The sequence below is a fragment of the Pseudomonas syringae group sp. J309-1 genome (genome assembly GCF_032582135.1).
GTDB classification, from domain to species: domain Bacteria; phylum Pseudomonadota; class Gammaproteobacteria; order Pseudomonadales; family Pseudomonadaceae; genus Aquipseudomonas; species Aquipseudomonas quasicaspiana.
On record NZ_JAWHNU010000011.1, the window covers coordinates 39,051 to 64,681 of the forward strand.

Consider the following 25,631-nt stretch of genomic DNA (forward strand, 5'->3'; position numbering starts at 1 on the left):
AGCCTTCGGCAGCTCCTACAAAGGCCAATTCAACTCAATACCAGCGAGCCTCTCCAGCAGGGCGCTTCTTGAAGCGCTTCATGGTCCACATGTACTGGCTTGGATACGCCCGCACATACTTCTCCACTACCTGACTCATGGCCGCCGCAGAGGTCGCGGTGTCGGTGCTGTACATGGCCTCAGGCGCAGCCTCCAGAACCACTTTGTAGCCCGAACCGTCCGGCAGGCGCATGGCATGCAGGAACACGCCTACCGCCTTTCCACCGGCCAGCATGTTGGGCACAAACTTGCTGGTCAGGGCCGTCGTGGCAAAAAACGGCACGAAGATCCCTGCTGATTCTGCTGGCTCGGGATCGGCCGGAATACCCACCGAGCCGCCTTTTCGCACTTCCTTGATGACACTGAGAATGCCTTCCTTGGTGGATGCCGCCACGCGGTTACCCAGTTGCACGCGCTGTTTGCGCAGCAGGTCATCGACCGCCTTGAGCTTGGGCGGGCGGTAGAAAATGATCGGTTTGCACTGGCTGCAGTAGAAGTGGTTCAACACTTCCCAGTTGCCCAGGTGACTGGTGATGCCAACGACGCCCTTGCCGGACGCCAGGGCATCCTTGAGTACGTCGAGGCCTTCGACTTCGCGCACCAGATCGATGGATTTCTGAGCTGGCCAGATCCAGGCGCAAGCGCTTTCCGTGAGGGTCTTGCCGATATCCATCAAGCTACGACCGACCAGAAGCTCGCGCTCGGCAGGGTCCATTTCCGGAAAGCATTTAGCCAGGTTGATGCGCGCGACCTCACGCGAACGGTTCGGCAGTTTCCACATCAACCAGCCGATGCCCGCACCCACCCACTGCACAACGCGCCAGGGCAACAAGGCAAACAGTCGCAACGCGCCCACCATAAGGGCACCTTTAAACTTTTCCACAGATCACTCCCCAAAACTCAAGGCGGCCATTGTAACCGTCAGCGGACCAAATCCGCGTATCGATCACAATCCACGGTGTGGTCCATGACCATGCCGCTCGACTGCATGTAGGCATAACAGATGGTCGGCCCGACAAAGGTAAATCCGGCTTTCTTCAACGCCTTGCTCATGGCCTCGGCCTCTGGCGTTATAGCCGGGACTTCGCTGCGGTCCTTGCGGTGGTTGATCTTCCGTTCACCGCCCACAAACGACCAGAGGAATTCCACCGGGTCGTCCAGCTTCAACCAGGCCTGCGCATTGCGCCGGGCGGCATTGAGCTTGAGACGGTTGCGGATGATGCCTGGCTCCTGCATCAGGACTTCGACATCAGCGTCAGTCATGGCCGCGATTCGATGCACATCAAAACCGAACATCACCTCGCGATAGCGGGCGCGCTTTTTCAAAACGGTGATCCATGAAAGACCGGCCTGGAACCCTTCGAGCAAAAGCAACTCGAAGAGCTTCTGCGCGTCGCGCAACGGCACGCCCCACTCGTGATCGTGATAATCGATGTAAATCGGCTCTTCGTTGCACCAATAGCAGCGTGGCATAGGGCTTCCAAGGGTGGAGGTGCTGCTGAATCGGGTATACTCCCGCTCTTTAAATCGCAGCCCCAGTACAGGTGAATTTCGTGAGCCAGCCTACGCCAGCCGTGCGTACCTTCCAAGACTTGATCCTCGCCCTCCAGCAATACTGGGCCGAGCAAGGTTGTGTGGTACTTCAGCCCTACGATATGGAAGTAGGCGCCGGCACTTTCCACACCGCCACGTTTCTGCGCGCCGTAGGCCCGGAAACCTGGAACGCAGCCTACGTACAGCCAAGCCGCCGTCCGACTGACGGCCGGTATGGTGAAAACCCGAACCGCCTGCAGCACTACTATCAGTTTCAGGTAGTCCTCAAGCCAAACCCGGACAACTTCCAGGAGTTGTATCTGGGCTCGTTGAAGCATGTCGGTCTGGACCCTCTGGTCCACGACGTGCGGTTCGTTGAAGACAACTGGGAATCGCCAACGCTCGGCGCCTGGGGTCTGGGCTGGGAGATATGGCTCAACGGCATGGAAGTGTCGCAGTTCACTTACTTCCAGCAAGCGGGCGGCATCGAATGCTATCCGGTGACCGGTGAGATCACCTACGGCCTTGAACGTCTGGCGATGTACCTGCAGAACGTTGACTCGGTCTATGACCTGGTGTGGGCTGACGGTCCATTCGGCCGCGTGACTTACGGCGATGTGTTCCACCAGAACGAAGTGGAGCAATCGACTTACAACTTCGAGCACGCGAACGTCGACAAGCTGTTCGAACTGTTTGATTTCTACGAAAGCGAGGCCAAGCGCCTGATCGAACTGGATCAGCCGTTGCCGCTGCCAAGCTACGAAATGGTTCTGAAGGCTTCCCATACCTTCAACCTGCTGGATGCCCGTCGCGCTATCTCGGTAACTGCTCGTCAGCAGTACATCCTGCGCGTTCGTACCCTGGCTCGTTCGGTTGCCCAGGCTTATCTGATGGCTCGCGCCAAGCTGGGCTTCCCGATGGCTCCACCTGATTTACGTGATGAAGTGCTGGCCAAGCTGGAGGCGCAACAATGAGTGCTCAAGATTTTCTGGTTGAACTGGGCACCGAAGAGCTGCCGCCAAAAGCGCTCAACACGTTGGCTGACGCCTTCCTGGCCGGTATCGAAAAAGGCCTGCAGTCTGCAGGCCTGACGTACAGCGCCAAGCAGGTGTATGGCGCACCTCGTCGTCTGGCTGTATTGATCACCGAGCTGTCCACGCAACAGCCGGATCGCAGCATCAACCTTGACGGTCCGCCACGTCAGGCGGCTTTCGATGCTGAAGGCAACCCGACTCAGGCTGCCCTGGGTTTTGCCAAGAAGTGCGGCGTTGATCTGAGCGAAATTGATCAGAGCGGCCCCAAGCTGCGTTACAGCCAGAGCATCGCAGGCAAACCCACCGCGAGCCTGCTGCCGACTATCGTTGAAGACTCCCTGAACGACCTGCCGATCCCCAAGCGCATGCGCTGGGGTGCTCGCAAGGAAGAGTTCGTGCGTCCAACCCAGTGGCTGGTCATGCTGTTCGGCGATCAGGTCATCGACTGCACAATCCTGGCTCAAACCGCAGGCCGGGAATCACGTGGTCATCGCTTCCATCACCCGGAAAGCGTTCGCATCACCTCGCCAGCCAGCTACCTGAGCGATCTGCGCAATGCGTACGTATTGGCTGACTTCAACGAACGTCGCCAACTGATCACCAAGCGCGTCGACGAGCTCGCGACCCAGCACGAAGGCACTGCCATCGTGCCGCCAAGCCTGCTGGACGAAGTGACTTCGCTGGTCGAGTGGCCGGTTCCGCTGGTGTGTTCGTTCGAAGAGCGCTTCCTGGAAGTGCCGCAAGAAGCCCTGATCACCACCATGCAGGACAACCAGAAGTATTTCTGCCTGCTGGATGCCGACGGCAAGTTGCTGCCGCGCTTCATTACCGTTGCGAACATTGAAAGCAAAGACCCGCAGCAGATCGTGCTGGGTAACGAGAAGGTTGTTCGTCCACGTCTGACTGACGCCGAGTTCTTCTTCAAGCAGGACAAAAAGCAGAAGCTGGAAACCTTCAACCAGCGTCTGCAGAACGTCGTGTTCCAGGCTCAGTTGGGCAGCGTTTTCGACAAAGCTGAACGTGTTTCGAAACTCGCTGCATTCATTGCTCCGCGTATTGGTGGCGACGCTCAACGTGCAGCCCGTGCCGGGCTGTTGTCCAAGTGCGACCTGGCCACCGAAATGGTTGGCGAATTCCCTGAAATGCAGGGTATCGCAGGTTACTACTACGCCAAGGCTGACGGCGAAACCGACGATGTAGCTCTGGCATTGAACGAGCAGTACATGCCGCGCGGTGCTGGCGCTGAACTGCCAACGACCTTGACCGGTTCGGCAGTGGCCATCGCTGACAAGCTGGACACGCTGGTCGGCATCTTCGGTATTGGCATGCTGCCAACCGGCAGTAAAGACCCGTACGCACTGCGTCGTGCCGCACTGGGCATCCTGCGCATTCTGATCGAGAAGCAACTGGACCTGGACCTGATCGAAACCGTGAAGTTTGCAGTAGGTCAGTTCGGTGCCAAGGTCAAAGCTGCCGGTCTGTCCGATCAGGTACTGGAATTCATCTTCGACCGCCTGCGTGCGCGTTACGAAGACGAAGGCGTTGAAGTGGCGGTTTATCTGTCGGTTCGTGCCCTGCAACCAGGCTCGGCGCTGGATTTCGATCAACGTGTTCAAGCCGTTCAGGCGTTTCGCAAACTGCCGGAAGCTGCCGCGTTGGCCGCAGTGAACAAGCGCGTTTCGAATCTGTTGAGCAAGGCTGAGGGCAACATTGCCCAGACCGTCGAGCCAAAATACTTCGATAACGCTAACGAGTTCTCGCTCTATTCGGCGATCAAGCAAGCAGATCAAGATGTGCAGCCAATGGCAGAAGCGCGTCAGTACAGCGAAACCCTCGCGCGTCTGGCAGCCCTGCGTGAACCGGTTGATGCCTTCTTCGAGGCTGTAATGGTCAACGCCGAGGACGCCAATGTACGGGCCAACCGATATGCGCTGCTGGCGCGTCTGCGCGGCTTGTTCCTGGGTGTCGCCGACATCTCGTTGCTGGGCTGAGGAAGGGGCGCATCGTGAAGTTGCTGATCCTTGATCGGGACGGAGTCATCAACCATGACTCCGACGCTTACATAAGGTCGGTGGGGGAGTGGATTCCGATTCCCGGCTCGATCGAGGCCATTGCGCAACTGAGTAAGGCCGGCTGGACGGTTGCAGTCGCAACCAACCAGTCCGGCATCGCCCGGGGTTATTACGACCTCGCGACTCTGGATGCCATGCACGCTCGTCTACGTGCGTTGGTGGCGGAGCAGGGGGGCGAGGTCGGTTTGATCGTCTATTGCCCACATGGGCCCGATGAAGGCTGCGATTGCCGCAAGCCGAAACCGGGCATGCTGCAGACCATCGCCCGGCACTACCAGGTGGAGCTGGCGGGACTATGGTTTGTAGGTGACAGCAGCAGTGACCTCAAGGCCGCACTGGCCGTCGACTCACAACCGGTTTTGGTAAAGACCGGCAAAGGTGAGAAAACACTGGCCGGTTCGCTGCCCGCCAGTACGTTGGTTTTTGACGATCTCGCGGCCGTTGCCGCAGAACTTATCCACAATAGCGCTCCGCAAAACAACTAGCGGTACGCTTGATGAACGGGCACTTGCCCGTACGGTAAATGCAACTATGTCGATCATCCAGGCAATCAGGACCGTTCTCTTCTACCTGTTGCTAGGCACCAGCTCTTTGCTGTGGTGCACGTTAAGCTTCTTTATCGCACCGTTCCTGCCCTTCAAGGCTCGCTATCGTTTCATCAACGTTTACTGGTGCCGCTGCGCAATCTGGTTGACGCGCGTATTCCTCAACATCCGGGTTGAAGTGACCGGCGCAGAAAATGTCCCCAAGACGCCCTGCGTGATCATCTCCAACCACCAGAGCACGTGGGAAACGTTCTTCCTGTCACAGTACTTCTCGCCGCTAAGCCAGGTGCTCAAGCGTGAACTTCTGTATGTCCCGTTCTTTGGCTGGGCAATGGCCATGCTGCGTCCTATCGCAATTGATCGTGAGAACCCAAAAGCAGCACTCAAACAAATCGCCAAGAAGGGCGATGAGTTGCTCAAGGATGGCGTCTGGGTACTGATCTTCCCAGAAGGTACCCGTGTTCCGTTTGGCCAGGTCGGCAAGTTTTCTCGCGGTGGCACTGCGTTGGCGGTCAATGCAAACCTGCCCGTGCTGCCTGTTGCACACAACGCCGGCAAGTACTGGCCGAAGGAAGGCTGGGCGAAAAAGCCAGGCACTATTCAGGTCGTTATCGGCGAACCGATGTATGCAGAGGGCGAAGGTCCACGCGCCATCGCAGCGCTCAACGATCGAGTTCAGACCTGGAACGAAGAGACTCAAAAAGCCTTGGGTTCAATCACCGCACCGGTGTCGAGCAAGGAAGAAGCCGTTATCTGATTTTTGTGGATAACCTGTGCACTGTTTTTGATTTTTTCGCAAAAAACGGCGGCAAACCATTGGATTCACTGCTTATTTCCGATGCTCATTAAAAAGCCAAAAACGTGCATAAGTTTTTATGAGCTTCTAGAACCGACCTCTTGGGGTCGGTTTTTTTATGTCCGGTTTTGGGTACATCTCATAGGGACTTTTCAGGCTGCGCTGAAGGGTAAGCCTGGCTAGGTTGTATCCCTGGTGAAAATCACTGCGCATACTAAATGCACGTTCCACGTGGAACATCTCCTCATGCAAGTCCTCGCTTGAGGATCGCGATAGTCGCGCAGGAATCCATTATTACAGTTTAAATGCCGTCACTTACTCGACTGTTTAGCACCTGTCGGTGACGCCATGAACGTCAATAAATCGTGATTGAAACGCGACGATTCTTCCAGGAACGGAGCATGGCCTGAGTTCTCATATACCTTTGTCTGAACGCGAGGATTCAACTGCTTTGCGCGCGCCATAGAGGGTTGAACATTGACGAGCTGGTCCTTTGCGCCATATAGCATCAAGACGGGCACCTTGGCCTTGGGTAACCCTTCTGCAGCGGCCACGGTCATGGACGGAGTGGCGCGTGTCATTGTCCAGGACGCCATCGCAGCATTCGATAGCAACAATTCGAAAGTGGGGGCATCCGGTTGGGTGTGGAAGCATAGGGCAAGGAATGTTCGTATGGCCTCCAGGTGTGTCTTGAGATCATCAGACGCCAGCCCTGCATACACCTCCGGGTGTGAGGTAATCAACGCAGCGTTAAGCTCTATCACGCCATCGACATACATGATGCCACCGAGATCAGCGTCACCATAAGCCGCCAGGTAATTGGATATAACCACTCCCCCCAACGACCAGCCAACGAGCACCGGGTGCTTGCTACCAGTCGCCTTGAGAACAGCAGCCAGATCATCTGCGGATCGACGCCCAATGAGATACGCGTTGGAATCGTCAGGCTTGTCGGAAAGGCCATGGCCTCGCAGGTCATAGGTCACCATACGGTAGCGTTGCAGCTCCGGACTGCTCGTCTGCTTTTCCCAATTCAGGCGGCTACCGAGTAAACCATGAATAAAGACGATAGCCGGGCCGTCGGGATTACCTGCCTCCTGAACGGCGATCCTGACCCCGTCCGGAGCGGTTACCGTGTAGCTTTTCTCGGCTGCGATAGATAGAGATGAAAGTGCTGCCAATAACACTATCGCCCAAGCGTTTCCTAGTAATCCACTACAAAAACGGTGACTCATGAGATGACTCCAATGCTCAAAATGAGCATTGGAGTCTAGGTAGGCGGCATTGGACGGTCTATGATCTGAGCTCTGTAGATATTGATCAATCGTCCTGGAGTGATAATGGCTTTGCCTATTCAACCTGATCCAAGTGATCTGATCAGCGAATTGTTATCAGGCATGCGTCTTGTGGGCGTCCAGTTTCGCAGAATAGAAGTCCAAGACTTTCCTGGGGTGGGTTTCAGTAACTCAGTGGGTCGCGCGCAGTTTCACTTCGTGGGACGAGGGCCTGTCTGGCTTCGTAGTCCGGGCAACAATCTGTATCGGATGGATACAGGGACCGCAGTCCTGATACCTCATGGCGGACCTCATGCGATTTTGTCTTCAGAGAGAACGCCTGTATCCAACGTAAAGCCGTTCGCCTTTGACTCTTTTAGCGGCGAGGAGGGTAGTGGCCAAGGTCCGGTTATTTTTAGCTGCTGTATGGAGTTGGAACTGGGCGGCATGCAGCCGCTGGTCGCTGCCATGCCAGAGGTACTACTGGCGAGCACACTGTCACAGGCGTCACCCGAAATCTGCCCCATGCTGGACGCGATGGAGCGTGAATCTTTGACGTTAAAAGCCGGCCACTTGGGTATTCTTGCGCGCCTCGCCGAAGTGGTAGCTGCACTTGTTATAAGGGATTGGGTGGCAGATGGATGCGGTGGTGCAGCAGGATGGTTAGGTGCGTTACAGGATCCTCGGCTGAGTAAAGCCCTTGTAATGATGCACAAACACCCCGGTAGAAGCTGGACAGTAGCCTCTCTGGCGAGCGAAGCGGGGCAGTCACGCTCTGTCTTTGCCCAGAGTTTTCTTCATGCTACTGGTGTTTCTCCGCTTCGCTACCTCACGGATTTGAGGATGCGCCTGGCTCTGCTTAGTCTGAGTCGCGAGCGGCAGCCAATAGAAACTATCGCAAGCCAGTTAGGTTACGGTTCACTGGCCGCCTTTAGCCGTGCGTTCAAACGCTCGGTGGGCGTGTCTCCAGGTACGATCCGCGCCTCAACTGTTGCTCTAAACCCGCCTGAACATCCAACCAATAAAACGCCATAAAAAAAGCCAACCCGGAGGTTGGCTTTTTCGTGGAGTAGTGAAAACGGCCGTTTCCGGCCACAACCTGATTTAGAAATCCAGGTTGGAAACCGCCAGAGCATTGCTCTCGATGAAGTCACGGCGAGGTTCTACTGCATCACCCATCAAGGTATTGAAGATCTGGTCTGCACCGATAGCGTCTTCAATAGTGACCTTGAGCATCCGGCGAACCGACGGATCCATCGTGGTCTCCCACAGCTGATCAGGGTTCATCTCACCCAGACCTTTGTATCGCTGGATGGTGTGGCGCTTGGTGCTTTCAGCCATCAACCAGGCCAAGGCTTCCTTGAACTCGCTGACCTGTTTCTTGCGCTCGCCACGTTGAACGTAAGCACCTTCTTCCAGCAGCGTACTGATCTGCAGGCCCAGTGCGGTTACGGTCTTGTAGTCGTTACTGCCAAAGAAGTCACGGTTGAAGGTCACGTAGTTGGACAGACCGTGGGAGATCAGTTCGACCTCTGGCAGCCAGACATTACGTTCGCGATCTTCACGCAGGCTGGCTTTGTAAACCAGACCCGACTTCTCTCCAACACGCAGACGGGCGTCAAACAGTGCCAGCCAGGCTTGCATGCCTTCGTGGTCAGACAGCTGCTCAAGAGTGACAGGAGGCAGGTACACGAAGTGCTCGGTCAGTTCCTGAGGATACAAGCGCGACAGGCGCTTGAGGGTCTTCATGACCATCCGGAAATCGTTGACCAGACGCTCCAGCGATTCGCCGGAAATACCAGGTGCAGACTCATTCAGGTGCAGGCTCGCATCTTCAAGAGCCGACTGGGTCATGTATTCTTCCATGGCCTCGTCGTCTTTGATGTATTGCTCTTGCTTGCCTTTCTTGACCTTGTACAGCGGCGGCTGGGCGATGTAGATATAGCCACGCTCGATCAGTTCTGGGAGCTGACGGAAGAAGAAGGTCAGCAGCAGCGTACGGATGTGCGAACCGTCGACGTCAGCATCGGTCATGATGATGATGTTGTGATAACGCAGCTTGTCGATGTTGTACTCATCGCGGCCGATACCACAGCCCAGGGCGGTGATCAAAGTACCTACTTCTTGCGACGAGATCATCTTGTCGAAACGTGCTTTCTCGACGTTAAGGATCTTACCCTTGAGTGGCAGAATCGCTTGGGTTTTACGGTTACGTCCCTGCTTGGCTGAACCGCCAGCAGAGTCACCTTCCACGAGGTACAGTTCGGAAAGGGCAGGGTCTTTTTCCTGGCAGTCAGCAAGTTTGCCGGGCAGACCCGCAATATCCAGTGCGCCTTTACGACGGGTCATTTCGCGAGCTTTACGAGCCGCTTCACGCGCGCGCGCAGCGTCAATCATCTTGCCAACAACCGCCTTGGCTTCGTTCGGGTTTTCCAGCAGGAAGTCAGAGAAGTATTTACCCATCTCTTGCTCTACTGCAGTTTTAACCTCGGAAGAAACCAGCTTGTCTTTGGTCTGCGAGCTGAACTTCGGATCCGGTACTTTCACCGAAATAATCGCAGTCAGACCTTCGCGCGCATCGTCACCGGTGGTCGCAACCTTGTGCTTCTTGGCCAGACCTTCCTGCTCAATGTAAGCGTTGAGGTTACGCGTCAGCGCGGAGCGGAAGCCCACCAGGTGAGTACCGCCGTCACGCTGTGGGATGTTGTTGGTGAAGCACAACAGGTTCTCGTTGAAGCTGTCGTTCCACTGCAAAGCGATCTCGACGCCAATGCCGTCGTCGCGCTGAATATTGAAGTGGAATACCTGATTGACCGCAGTCTTGTTGGTGTTCAGGTATTCAACGAAAGCACGCAAACCGCCTTCATACTTGAACAGCTCTTCCTTGCCGCTGCGCTCGTCTCGAAGAACGATACCGACACCGGAGTTAAGAAAGGACAGCTCACGAATCCGCTTGGCCAGAATATCCCAGCTGAAGTGGATGTTCTTGAAGGTTTCAGCGGAAGGCTTGAAGTGGATCTCGGTGCCAGTTGTGTCGCTGTCACCCACAATACGCATCGGCTCCTGTGGAACACCGTGAACGTAAGTTTGCTCCCAGATCTTGCCGCTACGACGCACAGTCAACAGCAGCAATTCGGACAAGGCGTTAACTACAGAAACACCCACGCCATGCAGGCCGCCGGATACTTTGTAGGAGTTGTCGTCGAACTTACCACCAGCGTGGAGCACGGTCATGATGACCTCTGCTGCCGACACGCCTTCTTCTTTGTGCACGTCTACCGGAATACCGCGACCGTTGTCGCGGACCGTAATGGACTCGTCCGGGTGGATGGTGATAGTGATGTCATCGCAATGGCCAGCCAGTGCTTCGTCGATCGAGTTATCAACAACCTCAAACACCATGTGGTGAAGACCGCTGCCATCGTCAGTGTCACCGATGTACATTCCGGGACGCTTGCGTACGGCATCTAGTCCTTTCAGTACCTTGATACTGGAGGAGTCGTACGTTTGGTTTTCGCTCATGCAATCACTCCCGATGATCGTGGGTCTGGGTGATACGGCCTTGTTCCACGTGGAACAAAGCGACTGGCGTTTCCGTTTGCCAGCCGTCCCTCAATAATTCGTGGTCTACACAGGTGATAAAAACCTGGCAGCGTAAGTCTTCAAGCAAGCGGCAAAGCGCGCGGCGATGCTGGTCATCCAGTTCAGACGGTAGATCGTCAACAAGGTAAATACATTGGCCACGACGAGCCTGGCTAACGAGATGCCCTTGAGCAATACGCAGTGCGCACACCACCAGTTTCTGCTGACCACGCGACAAGATATCTGCCGCATTATGCGCGCCTAATCTAAGTCGCAAATCAGCTCGCTGTGGTCCTGCTTGCGTATGACCCATCTGTTGATCGCGATGGAGGGAAGAGGCGAGCACAGTGCTCAAGTCTTTTTCCTTGTCCCATCCACGGTAGTAACTCAGGGTCAAACCTTCGAGTTCAACCAGCTCACTTAGAGTCTGTTCGAAGACGGGTTTTAACGCCTTGATGTATGACCGGCGATACTCATCAATTTCATCGCTGGCCAGGCACAGCTCCCGGTCCCATGCCGCTTGCGAAGCGCCGTCAAGTGTACCATGCCGAAGCCACGAGTTACGCTGCTTGAGGGCCTTCTGGAGGCGCTGCCAAGTGGCCATAAAACGAGGTTCCACGTGGAACACTCCCCAATCCAGAAACTGCCGGCGAATCTTCGGCGCTCCTTCGAGAAGACGGAAACTGTCAGGGTTGATAAGTTGCAGAGGCAGGGTTTCTGCAAGTTGCGCAGCGCTACGAGCGTTCTGCCCATCTATCCGTATTTGAAAATCCCCCTGACGATCACGTGAAACACCCAGATTGCTATGCCCACCTTCAACCAGATCGACCTGACCAAAAACCGTACACGCGGGTTGTTCGTACTGGATAACCGGTAACAGTCGAGCGCTGCGAAATGAACGGGCGAGGCCAAGCAAATGGATGGCTTCCAGCACGCTGGTTTTGCCACTGCCATTATCGCCGTGAAGGATGTTGATACGGGGGGAGGGGGAGAAGGTCACCGGGTGCAGATTGCGCACCCCGGTGACCGAGACGCGACTAAGAGACATCTAGCTTCTGCTGAACATGGTTACAGGCGCATCGGCATAACTACGTAAGCGGAGTCGTCATTATCCGATTCCTGTACCAACGCGCTGCTGTTGGAGTCAGACAGAATCAAACGAACCTGCTCGGTAGTCATCACGCCCAGTACGTCGAGCAGATAGCTGACGTTAAAACCGATCTCCAGCGAAGCGCCGTTATAGTCGACGCTGATCTCTTCTTCAGCTTCTTCCTGTTCAGGGTTGTTCGCCTGGATTTTCAGCTGACCGCTGGCCAGTTGCAGACGGATTCCGCGGTATTTCTCGTTGGACAGAATCGCCGTACGGCTGAACGCCTCACGCAATGCCTGACGATCACCCAATACAAGCTTGTCGCCACCCTTGGGCAGCACACGCTCGTAGTCCGGGAATTTACCGTCAACCAGCTTGGAGGTGAACGTGAACTCGCCAGTGGTCGCACGAATGTGATGCTGACCCAGGACGATACTCACTATGCCATCTTGCTCAGTCAGCAGGCGAGCCATTTCCAGAATGCCTTTACGCGGCACGATTACCTGGTGACGATCAGCCTGTTCGATATCAGCGGTCATGGAGCACATGGCCAAACGGTGACCGTCGGTAGCGACGGCGCGAAGCACACCCGCGCTAACTTCCAGCAGCATACCGTTGAGGTAATAACGAACATCCTGCTGAGCCATGGCGAAGCTAGTGCGCTCGATCAAACGACGCAGCTTGCTTTGAACCAGGTTAAAGGTCAGCGAACCAGGACCTTCTTCAACAGTCGGGAAGTCATTGGCTGGCAATGTCGACAACGTGAAGCGGCTACGACCAGCCTTGACGATCAATTTTGCATCATCAACCTTGATATCGATCAGCACGTCGTTTGGCAGGCTTTTGCAAATGTCCATCAGCTTGCGGGCAGGGACAGTGATCTCGCCCGGTTCAGCAGGTTCTTCAAGTTGAACACGACCAACGAGTTCGACTTCAAGATCAGTGCCGGTCAACGAGAGCTGCTGCCCTTCGACGACCAGAAGCACGTTGGAGAGCACCGGCAGGGTCTGGCGGCGTTCAACAACGCCGGCGACCAATTGCAGGGGTTTCAACAGGGCTTCGCGTTGAATGGTGAAATGCATGGTCTAGTCCCTTGCCTTAATAAGCTGCGCTGATGTCATCAAGTGGTCAGTGTACGCAGCAGGTTCTTGTAGTCCTCGCGAATATCCGCGTCGGATTCCTTCAATTCATTAATCTTTCGGCAGGCGTGCAAAACAGTTGTGTGATCACGGCCACCAAACACATCGCCGATTTCCGGCAGACTGTGGTTAGTCAGTTCCTTCGACAATGCCATCGCCACCTGGCGCGGCCGGGCCACAGATCTAGAACGACGCTTGGACAACAGGTCGGATATCTTGATCTTGTAATACTCGGCAACGGTGCGCTGAATGTTATCCACACTCACCAATTTGTCCTGCAATGCCAACAGGTCCTTCAACGACTCGCGGATCAACTCGATAGTGATATCGCGACCCATGAAGTGCGAGTGAGCGATAACACGCTTTAGCGCGCCTTCAAGCTCACGCACGTTGGAGCGAATGCGTTGTGCAATGAAGAACGCTGCATCATGAGGCAGATCTACCTTTGCCTGATCCGCTTTTTTCATCAGGATCGCGACGCGGGTTTCAAGCTCCGGAGGTTCGACAGCAACTGTCAGGCCCCAGCCGAATCGCGACTTCAGGCGCTCCTCAAGCCCCTCAATTTCCTTCGGATAACGGTCGCTGGTCAGAATGACCTGCTGACCGCCTTCGAGCAGAGCATTGAAGGTGTGGAAAAACTCTTCCTGGGACCGTTCCTTGCGGGCAAAGAACTGAATATCGTCGATCAGCAACGCATCGACTGAGCGATAGAAACGTTTGAACTCGTTGATAGCGTTCAACTGCAACGCTTTGACCATGTCGGCCACAAAACGCTCCGAATGCAGGTACACAACCTTCGCGTTCGGGTTCTTCTTGAGAAGATGATTACCCACAGCGTGCATCAAGTGAGTTTTACCCAGACCAACGCCACCATAAAGGAAGAGCGGGTTGTAACCATGCTTGGGGTTGTCAGCTACCTGCCAGGCCGCAGCCCGGGCCAGTTGGTTGGACTTACCCTCAACGAAGTTCTCGAACGTGAAGGTGCGATTCAGATAGCTGGTGTGCTTTAGCGCGCCTTCTACCTGAACCGTGCGCTGTTCAGCACGAGCAGGGGCCTGTTGGGAACTGGCACCCGCCATTGGATCGAAACTGTCACGAGAGGGTTCGTCGTTAATCTGTGATGGCTGCTGTACCGGCGCTGGAGCAGCCACTTGAGCGGGTGCAGGAGCCTGGCTAACAGGCTGGCTCGCGGCCATTGCCTGCGAAGCCGCTGCAGCCAATGGGGCGTTCGGGGCTGCGCGGGGAGCTGAACTGCGCTTGCTGCCTATTAATAGAGAAAGCGCAGGCGCCATCCCCTGACCGTGCTCACCTAACAGTTCAAGCAAACGACCGAGGTACTTTTCGTTTACCCAGTCGAGAACAAAACGGTTCGGTGCATAGACACGCAACTCGTCGCCTTCGGCTTCAACCTGTAGCGGACGGATCCAGGTGTTGAATTGCTGGGCAGGCAGCTCATCGCGCAAAAGCTCTACGCACTGCTGCCAAAGTTCCAATGACACGGACATCCCCTAGGTTAAAAGCCGGTGAGGCAAAAACAGCCGCCATTGTACCGACCGCGTCAGTACTTATCCACATGTAGGTGATCAGTCGAACGGGATAAATCAGATATTCAGCTACCATCAAGCCGACCAATGGCATGTGCATAAGCTCTGTGGATAACCCGGCCTCAGCCCGTTGCATAACCCAGGCCTGAAATCTGTGGATAAGCGGCCTGTGGATAAAACACCATTCCACACACAGGTTTTCCGACAGCGCAGCACAGGCAGAGCACCGTTTCTCGACAGTGTTGTCATTCTCTGTACATCTTGATTTAAAAGGCTCTCAGCAGGTTATCCACAGTGAAGGGCTTGCCTTGCTTTAATAAGCTCTATAAAGAAGCTTTAAATACTTCTCTTCTTTATTTCTATATCTGGGCATGACGCAAAACCTCAGGTCCCTGGGAAAAGTGATCCAGAACCGGTTACATAACTAAATGAAGGAAACGCTGGTTGGAAATTGACCTAGAGGCTTGCTTTCTCTAGAATCCCCGGTCTCTTAAAACGGGGGCCATTCCGGCCCGTTGTGGACGAACCAGGTAACACGCCATGAAACGTACTTTCCAACCAAGCACTATCAAACGCGCTCGCACTCACGGCTTCCGTGCTCGCATGGCCACCAAGAACGGCCGCGCCGTACTGTCGCGTCGTCGCGCCAAAGGTCGCGCGCGTCTGGCAGTTTGATAATCCGGCACTGGAGGTGAGTCAGGACTTCAGTCGGGAAAAGCGTTTGCTTACCCCCCGGCATTTCAAGGCAGTCTTTGACTCCCCTACCGGCAAGGTTCCGGGGAAAAATCTCCTGCTCCTTGCGCGCAATAACGACCTTGATCATCCCCGTCTGGGGCTGGTTATCGGTAAAAAGAGCGTCAAACTCTCCGTTGAGCGCAACCGCTTGAAACGCCTGATGCGCGAATCATTTCGCCACCACCAAGACAACTTGGTCGGGTGGGATATTGTGATTGTCGCGCGTAAAGGCTTGGGTGACGTAGAAAGCCCCGAATTGATTCAGCATTTCGGCAAACTATGGAAACGCCTGGCACGCAGCCGGCCGGTTCCAGAAGCAAAAACCGAAACTGTAGGGGTAGATAGTACCGATGCGTAAACTGGCGCTCGTTCCGATCCAGTTCTATCGCTATGCCATTAGCCCGCTAATGGCCAGCCACTGTCGTTTCTACCCCAGTTGCTCCTGCTACGCGTATGAAGCCATTGAAAATCATGGTCTTCTGCGCGGTGGCTGGCTGACCTTTCGTCGCTTAGGTCGCTGTCATCCGTGGAATCCCGGTGGTTATGACCCGGTTCCGCCTGTCCCTACCTCCCGTTCTTCTTCGATGGCCGAGTAATCATGGATATTAAACGCACGATCCTGATCGTCGCCCTGGCAATCGTGACCTATGTCGGGGTTCTGAAATGGAACCAAGACTACGGCCAGGCCGCCATGCCGACTCAGAATGTTGCTGCCAGCACCCCTGCACCGGGTATTCCGGACACGGCTACTGGTGCAAAACCTTCTGCGAGTGCCGATGTTCCTAGCGCAAATGGCGAAGTGGCTGCACCGCTGGAAACTCCAGCAGCTGTCAGCAAAGACCTCATTCAGGTCAAAACCGACGTGCTCAGCCTGGAAATCGATCCAGTCGGCGGCGATGTCGTTCAGCTGAGACTTCCGCTGTATCCACGTCGTCAGGACCATCCTGATGTGCCATTTCAGTTGTTTGACAATGGTGGCGAACGTACCTTCCTGGCGCAAAGCGGTCTGACTGGCAACAACGGTCCCGATGCACGCCCGGCTGGTCGTCCGGTTTACTCGTCTGCACAGAAGAGCTATCAACTCGCTGATGGTCAGGAAAATCTGGTTGTCGACCTGAAGTTCACCGACAACGGTGTCAACTACATCAAGCGCTTTACCTTCAAGCGCGGTTTGTACGATCTGGTTGTGAGTTATGAAATCGACAACCAGAGCGCTCAGCCTTGGTCGGGCAACCTGTTTGCCCAACTGAAACGTGATGGCAGCGATGATCCTTCCTCCACAACTGCCACCGGTACCGCGACCTATCTGGGTGCCGCACTGTGGACAGCCGGCGAGCCTTACAAAAAAGTGTCGATGAAAGATATCGACAAGGCTCAGCTCAAGGAAACCGTCCAGGGTGGTTGGGTTGCATGGTTGCAGCACTACTTCGTAACCGCTTGGATTCCGAGCAAGGACACTGCCAACGCAGTCCAGACTCGTAAAGACAACCAGGGCAACTACATCATCGGTTTCACTGGCCCGGCTGTAACTGTTGCACCGGGTAGTAAAGGCGAGCTGAGTGCCACGTTGTATGCAGGTCCGAAAAGTCAGGCAGTGCTGAAAGAGTTATCCCCAGGTCTGGAATTGACCGTCGACTACGGCATCCTGTGGTTTATTGCACAGCCTATCTTCTGGTTGCTGCAACACATCCACGCCATTGTGGGTAACTGGGGCTGGTCGATTATCTTCCTGACCATGCTGATCAAGGGTCTTTTCTTCCCATTGTCGGCAGCCAGCTACAAATCCATGGCTCGCATGCGCGCAGTTGCACCAAAACTTGCGATCCTGAAAGAGCAGCATGGCGACGATCGTCAGAAAATGTCGCAGGCAATGATGGAGTTGTACAAGAAAGAGAAGATCAACCCGCTGGGTGGATGTTTGCCAATTCTTGTACAAATGCCGGTGTTCCTGTCGCTGTATTGGGTTCTGCTTGAAAGCGTCGAGATGCGTCAGGCACCGTGGATTCTGTGGATAACTGACTTGTCGATCAAAGACCCGTTCTTTATCCTGCCGATCATCATGGGCGCTACCATGTTCATCCAGCAGCGTCTGAACCCGACTCCGCCGGATCCGATGCAGGCCAAGGTCATGAAAATGATGCCAATCATCTTCACGTTCTTCTTCCTGTGGTTCCCTGCTGGTCTGGTTCTGTACTGGGTTGTGAACAACACCCTGTCGATCGCTCAACAGGCATACATCACTCGCAAGATCGAAGCGGCGACCAAAAAAGCCGAAGCTTGATCTAACCTGTGAATAAGTATTACAAGGCGCCCCCTAGTGGGGCGTTTTGCTATCCGCTATTTGTCCTGGAGCCGGACCATGAATGCCCCACGTGAAACCATTGCAGCCATCGCCACCGCCCAAGGCCGCGGCGGGGTAGGCATCGTGCGTATTTCCGGACCTCTTGCCGCCAAGGCCGCCTCAGCTATCACAGGCAGAACCCTGAAACCGCGATTTGCGCACTACGGTCCGTTTGAAGATGGCGCCGGGCACGTTATTGATGAGGGGATTGCGCTTTATTTTCCAGGTCCTAATTCGTTCACAGGCGAAGACGTTCTCGAGCTTCAGGGGCACGGCGGTCCCATTGTTCTGGATATGCTGCTGCAGCGCTGTCTCGAATTGGGCAGCCGTCTGGCCAGACCCGGCGAATTCAGCGAACGCGCTTTCCTCAATGACAAGCTGGATCTGGCACAGGCCGAAGCCATCGCTGATCTGATTGAGGCCAGTTCCGCACAGGCTGCACGCAATGCATTGCGTTCATTACAGGGCGCGTTTTCGCGCCGTGTGGATAACTTGACTGAGAAGTTGATCAGCTTGCGTATCTATGTCGAAGCTGCGATCGACTTCCCCGAGGAGGAAATTGATTTCCTGGCTGACGGTCACGTGCTATCCATGCTCGACGCGGTACGAGACGAGTTATCCACAGTGATGCGTGAGGCCGGGCAAGGTGCCCTGTTACGGGATGGCATGACCGTAGTGATCGCCGGACGTCCTAACGCGGGTAAGTCCAGCCTGCTGAACGCGCTGGCGGGTAAAGAAGCAGCCATCGTTACAGAAATTGCGGGCACCACCCGGGATATTCTTCGTGAACATATCCACATTGATGGCATGCCCCTGCACGTCGTCGATACGGCCGGGCTGCGCGATACTGAAGATCAGGTTGAGAAGATTGGAGTACAGCGTGCGCTGAAGGCTATCGGCGAAGCTGATCGCGTGCTGCTGGTGGTGGACGCGACTGCACCTGAGGCACTCGATCCCTTTTCGCTATGGCCAGAGTTTTTGGAGCAGAGGCCGGATCCAGCCAAAGTCACCTTGATCCGTAACAAGGCGGATCTGAGTGGAGACACCATCCAGTTGCAGACCAGTGCTGATGGCCACGTCACCATCAGTTTGAGTGCCAAGTCTGCCGGTGAAGGCCTGGATTTGTTGCGCGAGCATCTCAAAGCCTGCATGGGCTATGAGCAAACCTCGGAGAGCAGCTTCAGCGCTCGCCGACGTCACCTGGAAGCGTTGCGCCATGCAGGTGACTCGCTTGAGCACGGCAGGGCCCAGCTGACATTGGCAGGAGCGGGTGAGTTGTTGGCAGAAGATCTACGCCAGGCTCAACAGTCTCTGGCGGAAATTACCGGCGCATTCAGTTCGGATGATCTGCTTGGCAGGATTTTCTCCAGCTTCTGCATCGGAAAATAGATAGGGAGCGTTGGCCACTGGGGATAACTCGACAGTGGCCAACTTATCCACTACCCTACCAGTTGTAGCTGACGGTTCCCAACAGCGTCCGACTGTCTCCCCAGTAACAGCGTCCCGCGTCGTTGCATCCCGACACGTATTCCTTATCGAAGAGGTTCTTGGCGTTTACGTCCACTGACCAATTTTTGTCTATCTGGTAGCCAATATTGGCGTCTACCAATGTCACGTCGCCGGCATCGAGTTTTCCGTACAGCGCCGTCGGGGTGTAGGAGAAGGTGCTGTCGAAATAACGGATGCCTGTACCCACATGCAGCCCGTCCAGATAGCCGTTCAGGAAACGGTATTTAGCCCAGGCTGATGCCTGATTGCGCGGAACGCCTGTGATCTGGTGCCCTTCAATAAGTGAACTTGGCGCATCTTTGGTTACTTTCGCGTCGGTGTAAGAATAGGATGCGGTGATATTCAGGTTTTGGCTGATATCACTGTTGATCTCAAGCTCAACGCCTTTGGAGCGACTTTCCCCAACCTGTCGGTAACTGGCACTGGCCGTATCGAAGTAGGTGTCGTCCTTCTTGCGCAGATCGTAGACGGAAGCCGTAAGGGCGGTGTTCCAACCGCGAGGCTCGTATTTCAAACCCACTTCATACTGACTACTGGTAATAGGGTCCAGCGGAGCACCACCGTTGGATATCTGTTGTACAGGGACAAAAGCAGTCGAGTAGCTGACATACGGCGTCAGGCCGTTGTCGAACTGGTACATGACCCCGCCCTGGTAAGTAAACTTTTTGTCGCTGGCGCTAAGGTCGCCAGCCGGGGCCAGCTTGTTGCGGAAGTCGCTGTCGACCCAATCCTGACGGCCACCCAACAAAAAGATCCATTGATCGTATTTGCTCTGGATCTGCCCGTACACCCCCTGCATCTGTTGTTCAAGAAGCGTGTTCTGTACAGGACTGGATGTCACTGGATCCCCCGTGTAAACAGGATCATAAATATTGATGCGGCCCGCGAAGCCGGCATCCCAGTCCTGACTGAATGATGTGCGGTCAACACTGACACCAAACAGGACGGTGTTCTCCAGACCACCGCTGTTGAATTTACCTTCCAGCTGGTTATCCAGTGAGTAAACCATTGATTTGTTATAGCGATCATAGGCCATGACGTTCAGCTGGGTACCGAACCCGGCGTTGTCGAGACTCCCCGGCCAGGTCTCATGCCGGGTGATGCGCGACTGCATGTATCGCGAGTTCTGCCGGAATTGCCAGTCATCGTTGAAGCTGTGGCTGAACTCATAGCCCGCACTCCACATTTCACGTTCGAAAGTGTTCCAGTCCGGAACGCCGAGCATTGTGTCCTTGTCCAGCTTGCCATTCGGGTTGCGCAACAAAGTGCCCGCAGCTGGCAATCCCAACTCCATATTGGTGTGGTCTTTCTGATAGCTACTCAGCAGAGTCAGGCTGTTGTAATCATCGAAATTCAACGTCAACGAAGGTGCGATGTAGAGTCGATCATCGGGGACGTGATCTGTCTGTGTGTCAGCATTACGCCCGAGCATGACCACTCGCCCCAGAACATTACCGCTTTCATTCAAAGGGCCGGAGATATCCACACCCAATTGCCGACGGTTGTTGGAGCCGTAGCTGAGCTGGACCTCGCCCTGGGAATTGTCGGTCGGCCGTTTGCTGACAAGATTGACCAGACCGCCTGGCGCATTTTCGCCGTAGAGAATCGACGATGGCCCGCGGAATATCTCGACTCGTTCAAGTCCGTAGGGCTCAGTGGTGGTGTCATAACGATTGCCCTGCACACGCAACCCGTCACGCATCAAGCCATAGCCGTAGTCGGTGGCATTGAAACCCCGGATGAAGAACAGGTCACCCGCCAGGTTGTCTCCCGCAGCGAAAGGCGGCGCAAAAATACCCGGCACATAACCTAATGCCTCTGTAAGAGTCTGGGTTTTCTGATCCTTCATGCGTTGCGCAGTGACGACCGAAACCGAGCGCGGCGTTTCTGCAAGCGGTGTGCTGGTTTTAGTCCCCACCCGACTGTTTTCAGCCTTGTAGCCACGATCCGGTAACTCGAAACCACCGGATTGGGTACTGTCTATATTCGTCGGCGATAAAACAATCGATCCATCCTCAGGCACGGATTGCAGGACATAGCTGCCAGGAGATTGCGCGACGACCTGCAGCTTCGCCCCCTGTAGCAATGCTGAGAAACCTTGTTCTATTGAATAGTTGCCGCGCAGACCCGGGCTCGTGCGGCCGACTGTCTGTTGCGGAGAGAATGAAAGGATCACATGGGAAGCCGACGCGAACTGATTCAATGCGCTATCAAGCGGCCCCGCGGCGATGTTGTAGTTCTGAACAGCAGCGGCAGCCATGACGCTGGTGGTTGTCACTGCGCACCCAATGCCACTGGCCGCCAGCAGCAAGCTATAGCCGATGCATTGTCGAGAAAGGTGCTGCCGGGCATGGAGCGGAAGAGGTGGGAAGCGCATTTTTATTAAAGACCCCGAGGTGATGAATTCGCATTTACCTGTAGGGCCGTGCCTGAACTAAAAAAGATAACCCTCGCTGATAAATTTTTTCAGCGTCAGACGATACGCTTCACAGACACCCAATAACGGGTGAAGTAACTCACCCGAATCGGCAGCGTCGCTTGTAGATTGGCCAAGACTGCCTCTGTAGCATCCACACGAAATGCACCAGACACCCGCAAGCTGGCTGCCTGTTCATCGCACTGCATTACCCCAGGGCGATATCGGGCCAATTCCTTGATGACATCCCCCAGCCGCGCATCCAGAACAACTAACTGGCCATCGAGCCACGCCGTCTCGGCCTGTGGATAAATACGGGTTGGGCCAACCCCTTCAGTGTAGAAATCCACCCCTTGACCCACTGTTAACAGGCTCGGCGAGGTTAATGAACGGGCAGGCTGAATGCTGACGCGATCCTCCAGCACCCCGACTCGAGTGCCATATTCCATTTGCCTGACAACGAATCTGGTACCAAGAGCCTGCACTCTTCCGTCTCGAGTTTCGACATAGAACGGCCGGGTATCCCCTAGCTTGCCGGTACTAATCATAATTTCACCGTCACGCAGGTGGATCAGCCGCTGCTGGCTATCAAATGCAACGTCTATCGCAGTATCGGTGTTCAGCTCGACTTGAGTGCCTTCCGCCAGCTCTACATGTCGACGCTGACCCACCGGCGTGCGGTAGTCAGCTCCCATATTTTTCAGCGCAGTGTGCTGTTGAATATTCCAGCCAGCATAGCCGGTACCTGCCAAAGCCAGCATTAACTTGAGCACCTGCCGACGTTGCTGAGGGGCAGATAAAACGCGGCGGGTCAGGTCAGGAGACAAGCCGCCAAGGCCTCGTTGCAGTTGCTCCATGCGTTCCCAGGCAATCCGGTGGGCAGGGTCGCTTTCCAGCCAGCGACGCCAGGCTATCTGGTCTTCCTGAGTCAAAGGTTCACTCTGAAAGTGCACATACCAACTGGCGGCAGCCTCGAATACCGTGCGGTCTGGGACGGGGCTCACGACATCTGCGCCACGAGCATCGTGCATTCAGTAAGGGCGCGGATCATGTGCTTTTTCACCGTCGTCAGGGACACCTTTAACTGAGTCGCGATCTGTTGATAAGTCAGCCCATCAATCTGCGAAAGAACAAAAATGTGCTTGGTGCGGGGCCCAAGATCGCTCAACGCTTTATCCACAGCCATTAACGTCTCAATGATCAACGCTTTGTCTTCTTCGCTGATCACCGTAGTTTCCGGCCTGTCCGCCAGTGTCTGCAGGTAAGCCTGTTCAATCGCCCTGCGCCTGTAACGGTCAATCACCAGTCCGCGAGCCACCGTAGCCAGGTAATCACGTGGCTCACGTATGGGCGCGGTATTGGTAGAACCAAGAATACGAACGAAAGTGTCCTGGGCTACATCGGCGGCATCGCACGCGTTGTTCAGTCTGGCCTTAAGCCAGGCGTTCAACCACGAGTGATGCTGCTCATATATGCACTGCACGGCGACCGTATGGGAGTAGGAGGGCATGGCGACAAGGTATGTGAATGATAATAGCTATTATTAGCTTTTGTCTGGGGAACTCACAATAGCTGTGTTTTAACCATTTCAGTCACGGCCTGGGACCTGGATTTTTCATTCGAGACTGCCTTTTCTCGATTACATCACTCGCCAGCCATTAATAATTGTCATTGCCCGCCATGGATGGGAGAGAATTTCACACATTAAGCTCTGTGGATAACGCCCGTTAAGGTCGGTTGATAACAGGGGTGGAAATCTGAGCATAACCCCCTCTGTGGACAACTAGGGTTTTAATCCACAGGCTAAAGCCGGTTATCCAGAACCCTCCCGAGCACATGAACACAGACTTTTGAATCTCTGTACACACTGAAATAATTGGCCTGTAGCAATCTATCCACAGAAAACAGCCTCTGTATAAATAGCATTTAAAATAAGGTTTTATAAATCTTCTTTCTTTTTAATTTATATATCTGAGACTTTTCCACAGCTGGTTAATTTTTGTGCAACGGGTTCCTTTCAGGGGGGGTAAGTCCCTATACTTGTCAGCTATCCCAATTTCCCATCTAGAACAGGCACGAGGTGCGTGGTGGATTTCCCTTCCCGTTTTGAAGTGATCGTCATCGGTGGCGGTCATGCCGGTACCGAGGCCGCACTGGCGTCGGCACGTATGGGTGTAAAAACCCTTTTGCTGACCCACAACGTGGAAACACTGGGTCAGATGAGCTGCAACCCGGCTATTGGCGGGATCGGTAAAAGCCATCTGGTCAAGGAAATCGACGCCTTGGGCGGCGCGATGGCGATGGCCACGGACAAAGGTGGTATCCAGTTCCGCGTGCTGAACAGCCGCAAAGGCCCTGCAGTCCGGGCAACTCGTGCACAGGCAGACCGTGTTCTGTACAAAGCGGCGATTCGCGAAACCATCGAAAATCAGCCGAACCTGTGGGTATTTCAACAAGCCTGTGATGACTTGATCGTTGAGCAGGACGAGGTACGCGGTGTTGTGACCCAAATGGGTCTGCGTTTCATGGCCGATTCGGTTGTGCTGACGACCGGTACCTTCCTGGGTGGACTTATCCACATCGGAATGCAGAATTATTCGGGCGGTCGCGCTGGCGATCCACCTTCAATCGCGCTGGCACATCGTTTACGTGAGTTACCGCTGCGAGTGGGTCGCCTGAAAACCGGTACTCCTCCGCGTATCGATGGCCGTTCGGTCGATTTTTCGGTCATGACAGAACAGCCGGGTGATACACCGATTCCGGTCATGTCGTTCATGGGCTCCAAGGAGCAGCATCCATCGCAAGTCAGTTGCTGGATTACCCACACCAACGCCCGGACTCACGAAATCATTGCGGCCAACCTTGATCGTTCGCCCATGTATTCCGGCGTTATCGAAGGTGTGGGTCCACGCTATTGCCCATCGATCGAAGACAAGATTCATCGATTTGCCGACAAGGAAAGCCATCAGGTTTTCATCGAACCTGAAGGCCTGACCACGCATGAGCTGTATCCGAATGGCATTTCGACTTCGTTGCCGTTTGACGTGCAATTACAGATCGTTCGTTCGATTCGAGGCATGGAAAATGCCCACATCGTGCGCCCTGGCTATGCCATCGAATATGATTACTTCGATCCACGCGATCTGAAGTACAGCCTCGAAACCAAAGTCATCGCGGGTCTGTTCTTCGCAGGACAAATCAACGGTACGACCGGTTACGAAGAAGCCGGTGCTCAAGGTTTGCTGGCCGGGACCAATGCCGCTCTCCGTGCCCAGGGCAAGGAAAGCTGGTGCCCGCGTCGCGATGAAGCGTACATCGGCGTGCTTGTGGATGACTTGATTACTCTGGGTACCCAAGAGCCGTACCGGATGTTCACGTCTCGTGCCGAATACCGCTTGATTCTGCGTGAAGACAACGCGGACTTGCGCCTGACCGAAAAAGGCCGCGAGCTCGGTCTTGTCGATGATCAACGCTGGGCTGCGTTCTGTGCCAAACGCGAAAACATCGAACTGGAAGAGCAGCGCCTGAAAAGCACCTGGGTACGTCCGGGTACTGAGCAGGGCGATGCCATCGCCAGTCATTTCGGCACGCCGTTGACTCACGAATACAACCTGCTCAACCTGTTGACCCGACCGGAAATCGACTACGCCAGTCTGGTTTCCCTCACTGGCCATGGCAGCCCTGATCCGCAAGTCGCTGAACAGGTTGAAATCAAGGCTAAGTACGCGGGTTACATCGACCGTCAGGTCGACGAAATCGCCCGTTTGCGGGCCAGCGAAGACACCAAACTGCCGCAAGACATCGATTACATGACCATTTCAGGTCTGTCGAAAGAGATCCAGAGCAAGCTGGGGATAACTCGTCCGGAAACGCTGGGGCAGGCTTCGCGAATCCCGGGCGTTACGCCGGCAGCGATTTCGCTATTGATGATTCACCTGAAAAAACGCGGCGCTGGCCGTCAGTTGGAGCAAAGCGCTTGAGT

Annotated in this window: 21 protein-coding genes; 11 read left to right on the forward strand and 10 right to left on the reverse strand. The window is 54.9% G+C overall.

Features of this window, described 5'->3' with window-relative positions:
- Positions 1-34: 34 nt before the first annotated feature.
- Complete coding sequence (locus RX972_RS08875; RefSeq protein WP_231674871.1) at positions 35-922, reverse strand: lysophospholipid acyltransferase; 888 nt, start codon at positions 920-922, stop codon at positions 35-37.
- 38 nt (positions 923-960) lie between these two features.
- Positions 961-1,512 (reverse strand): DNA-3-methyladenine glycosylase I, encoded by a 552-nt coding sequence (locus tag RX972_RS08880; RefSeq protein ID WP_231674872.1) that lies wholly within the window; start codon positions 1,510-1,512, stop codon positions 961-963.
- Positions 1,513-1,592: 80 nt separating this feature from the next.
- Here RX972_RS08880 and glyQ point away from each other — a divergent pair, with 80 nt between their 5' ends.
- From glyQ to RX972_RS08900, 4 genes are read left to right on the forward strand one after another with little or no spacing between them, the layout of a single operon-like run.
- Entirely contained in the window at positions 1,593-2,546 is a 954-nt protein-coding gene (glyQ, locus tag RX972_RS08885; protein ID WP_020292021.1) for a glycine--tRNA ligase subunit alpha, read from the forward strand.
- Positions 2,543-4,597, forward strand: coding sequence for a glycine--tRNA ligase subunit beta (gene glyS, locus RX972_RS08890; RefSeq protein WP_316874131.1), 2,055 nt, complete (start codon positions 2,543-2,545; stop codon positions 4,595-4,597). Before glyQ ends, glyS begins: the two co-directional genes overlap by 4 nt.
- 14 nt (positions 4,598-4,611) lie before the next feature.
- The gene (gene gmhB, locus RX972_RS08895; protein WP_122708558.1) at positions 4,612-5,163 is read left to right on the forward strand and encodes a D-glycero-beta-D-manno-heptose 1,7-bisphosphate 7-phosphatase; all 552 of its coding nucleotides are present in this window, start codon (positions 4,612-4,614) and stop codon (positions 5,161-5,163) included.
- A gap of 46 nt (positions 5,164-5,209) precedes the next feature.
- Complete coding sequence (locus RX972_RS08900; RefSeq protein WP_122708559.1) at positions 5,210-5,980, forward strand: lysophospholipid acyltransferase family protein; 771 nt, start codon at positions 5,210-5,212, stop codon at positions 5,978-5,980.
- A 350-nt stretch (positions 5,981-6,330) separates the two neighbouring features.
- Here the strand turns inward: RX972_RS08900 and RX972_RS08905 are convergent, their stop codons facing one another.
- Positions 6,331-7,254, reverse strand: a complete 924-nt coding sequence (locus RX972_RS08905) for an alpha/beta hydrolase (protein WP_316874133.1) — start codon at positions 7,252-7,254, stop codon at positions 6,331-6,333.
- 105 nt (positions 7,255-7,359) lie between these two features.
- Between RX972_RS08905 and RX972_RS08910 the strand changes: the two genes are divergently transcribed.
- Complete coding sequence (locus RX972_RS08910) at positions 7,360-8,328, forward strand: AraC family transcriptional regulator (RefSeq protein ID WP_316874135.1); 969 nt, start codon at positions 7,360-7,362, stop codon at positions 8,326-8,328.
- Between the two features lie 69 nt (positions 8,329-8,397).
- Here RX972_RS08910 and gyrB read toward each other — a convergent pair whose 3' ends face one another.
- Genes gyrB through dnaA form a run of 4 tightly spaced genes read right to left on the reverse strand, consistent with a single transcriptional unit; the run spans position 8,398 to position 14,603 of the window.
- Positions 8,398-10,815 (reverse strand): DNA topoisomerase (ATP-hydrolyzing) subunit B, encoded by a 2,418-nt coding sequence (gyrB, locus tag RX972_RS08915; RefSeq protein ID WP_255876950.1) that lies wholly within the window; start codon positions 10,813-10,815, stop codon positions 8,398-8,400.
- A 4-nt stretch (positions 10,816-10,819) separates the two neighbouring features.
- On the reverse strand, positions 10,820-11,923 hold the full coding sequence (gene recF, locus RX972_RS08920; RefSeq protein ID WP_027901576.1) for a DNA replication/repair protein RecF: 1,104 nt from the start codon (positions 11,921-11,923) through the stop codon (positions 10,820-10,822).
- Positions 11,924-11,943: 20 nt separating this feature from the next.
- The gene (gene dnaN / locus RX972_RS08925) at positions 11,944-13,047 is read right to left on the reverse strand and encodes a DNA polymerase III subunit beta (RefSeq protein WP_027901577.1); all 1,104 of its coding nucleotides are present in this window, start codon (positions 13,045-13,047) and stop codon (positions 11,944-11,946) included.
- Positions 13,048-13,085: 38 nt separating this feature from the next.
- Positions 13,086-14,603: a chromosomal replication initiator protein DnaA gene (gene dnaA, locus RX972_RS08930; protein ID WP_099270342.1), complete on the reverse strand. Its 1,518-nt coding sequence runs from the start codon at positions 14,601-14,603 to the stop codon at positions 13,086-13,088.
- 585 nt (positions 14,604-15,188) lie between these two features.
- On the opposite strand from dnaA, the gene rpmH reads away from it, so the two are divergent.
- From rpmH to mnmE, 5 genes are all read left to right on the forward strand, one after another.
- Positions 15,189-15,323, forward strand: coding sequence for a 50S ribosomal protein L34 (gene rpmH, locus RX972_RS08935; RefSeq protein ID WP_003213577.1), 135 nt, complete (start codon positions 15,189-15,191; stop codon positions 15,321-15,323).
- Positions 15,324-15,339: 16 nt separating this feature from the next.
- Positions 15,340-15,741 (forward strand): ribonuclease P protein component, encoded by a 402-nt coding sequence (gene rnpA, locus RX972_RS08940; protein WP_095093130.1) that lies wholly within the window; start codon positions 15,340-15,342, stop codon positions 15,739-15,741.
- Positions 15,734-15,979 carry a membrane protein insertion efficiency factor YidD gene (gene yidD / locus RX972_RS08945; RefSeq protein ID WP_027901580.1) on the forward strand — a complete coding sequence of 82 codons (246 nt, stop codon included), beginning with the start codon at positions 15,734-15,736 and terminating at the stop codon, positions 15,977-15,979. The genes rnpA and yidD overlap by 8 nt, the downstream gene beginning before the upstream one ends.
- Before the next feature lie 2 nt (positions 15,980-15,981).
- Positions 15,982-17,664 carry a membrane protein insertase YidC gene (gene yidC, locus RX972_RS08950; protein ID WP_122398245.1) on the forward strand — a complete coding sequence of 561 codons (1,683 nt, stop codon included), beginning with the start codon at positions 15,982-15,984 and terminating at the stop codon, positions 17,662-17,664.
- Between the two features lie 78 nt (positions 17,665-17,742).
- Complete coding sequence (gene mnmE, locus RX972_RS08955; RefSeq protein ID WP_122398246.1) at positions 17,743-19,113, forward strand: tRNA uridine-5-carboxymethylaminomethyl(34) synthesis GTPase MnmE; 1,371 nt, start codon at positions 17,743-17,745, stop codon at positions 19,111-19,113.
- A gap of 55 nt (positions 19,114-19,168) precedes the next feature.
- On the opposite strand, the gene RX972_RS08960 is transcribed toward mnmE, so the two are convergent.
- The 3 genes from RX972_RS08960 to RX972_RS08970 all read right to left on the reverse strand — a co-directional run bounded on the left by RX972_RS08960 (position 19,169) and on the right by RX972_RS08970 (position 23,159).
- Positions 19,169-21,610 carry a TonB-dependent siderophore receptor gene (locus RX972_RS08960; protein WP_410478211.1) on the reverse strand — a complete coding sequence of 814 codons (2,442 nt, stop codon included), beginning with the start codon at positions 21,608-21,610 and terminating at the stop codon, positions 19,169-19,171.
- A 95-nt stretch (positions 21,611-21,705) separates the two neighbouring features.
- Complete coding sequence (locus RX972_RS08965; RefSeq protein ID WP_316874150.1) at positions 21,706-22,653, reverse strand: FecR domain-containing protein; 948 nt, start codon at positions 22,651-22,653, stop codon at positions 21,706-21,708.
- Positions 22,650-23,159: a sigma-70 family RNA polymerase sigma factor gene (locus tag RX972_RS08970; RefSeq protein ID WP_263269399.1), complete on the reverse strand. Its 510-nt coding sequence runs from the start codon at positions 23,157-23,159 to the stop codon at positions 22,650-22,652. Before RX972_RS08970 ends, RX972_RS08965 begins: the two co-directional genes overlap by 4 nt.
- A 577-nt stretch (positions 23,160-23,736) precedes the next feature.
- Here RX972_RS08970 and mnmG point away from each other — a divergent pair.
- On the forward strand, positions 23,737-25,629 hold the full coding sequence (gene mnmG / locus RX972_RS08975; RefSeq protein ID WP_099270341.1) for a tRNA uridine-5-carboxymethylaminomethyl(34) synthesis enzyme MnmG: 1,893 nt from the start codon (positions 23,737-23,739) through the stop codon (positions 25,627-25,629).
- Positions 25,630-25,631: the final 2 nt, after the last annotated feature.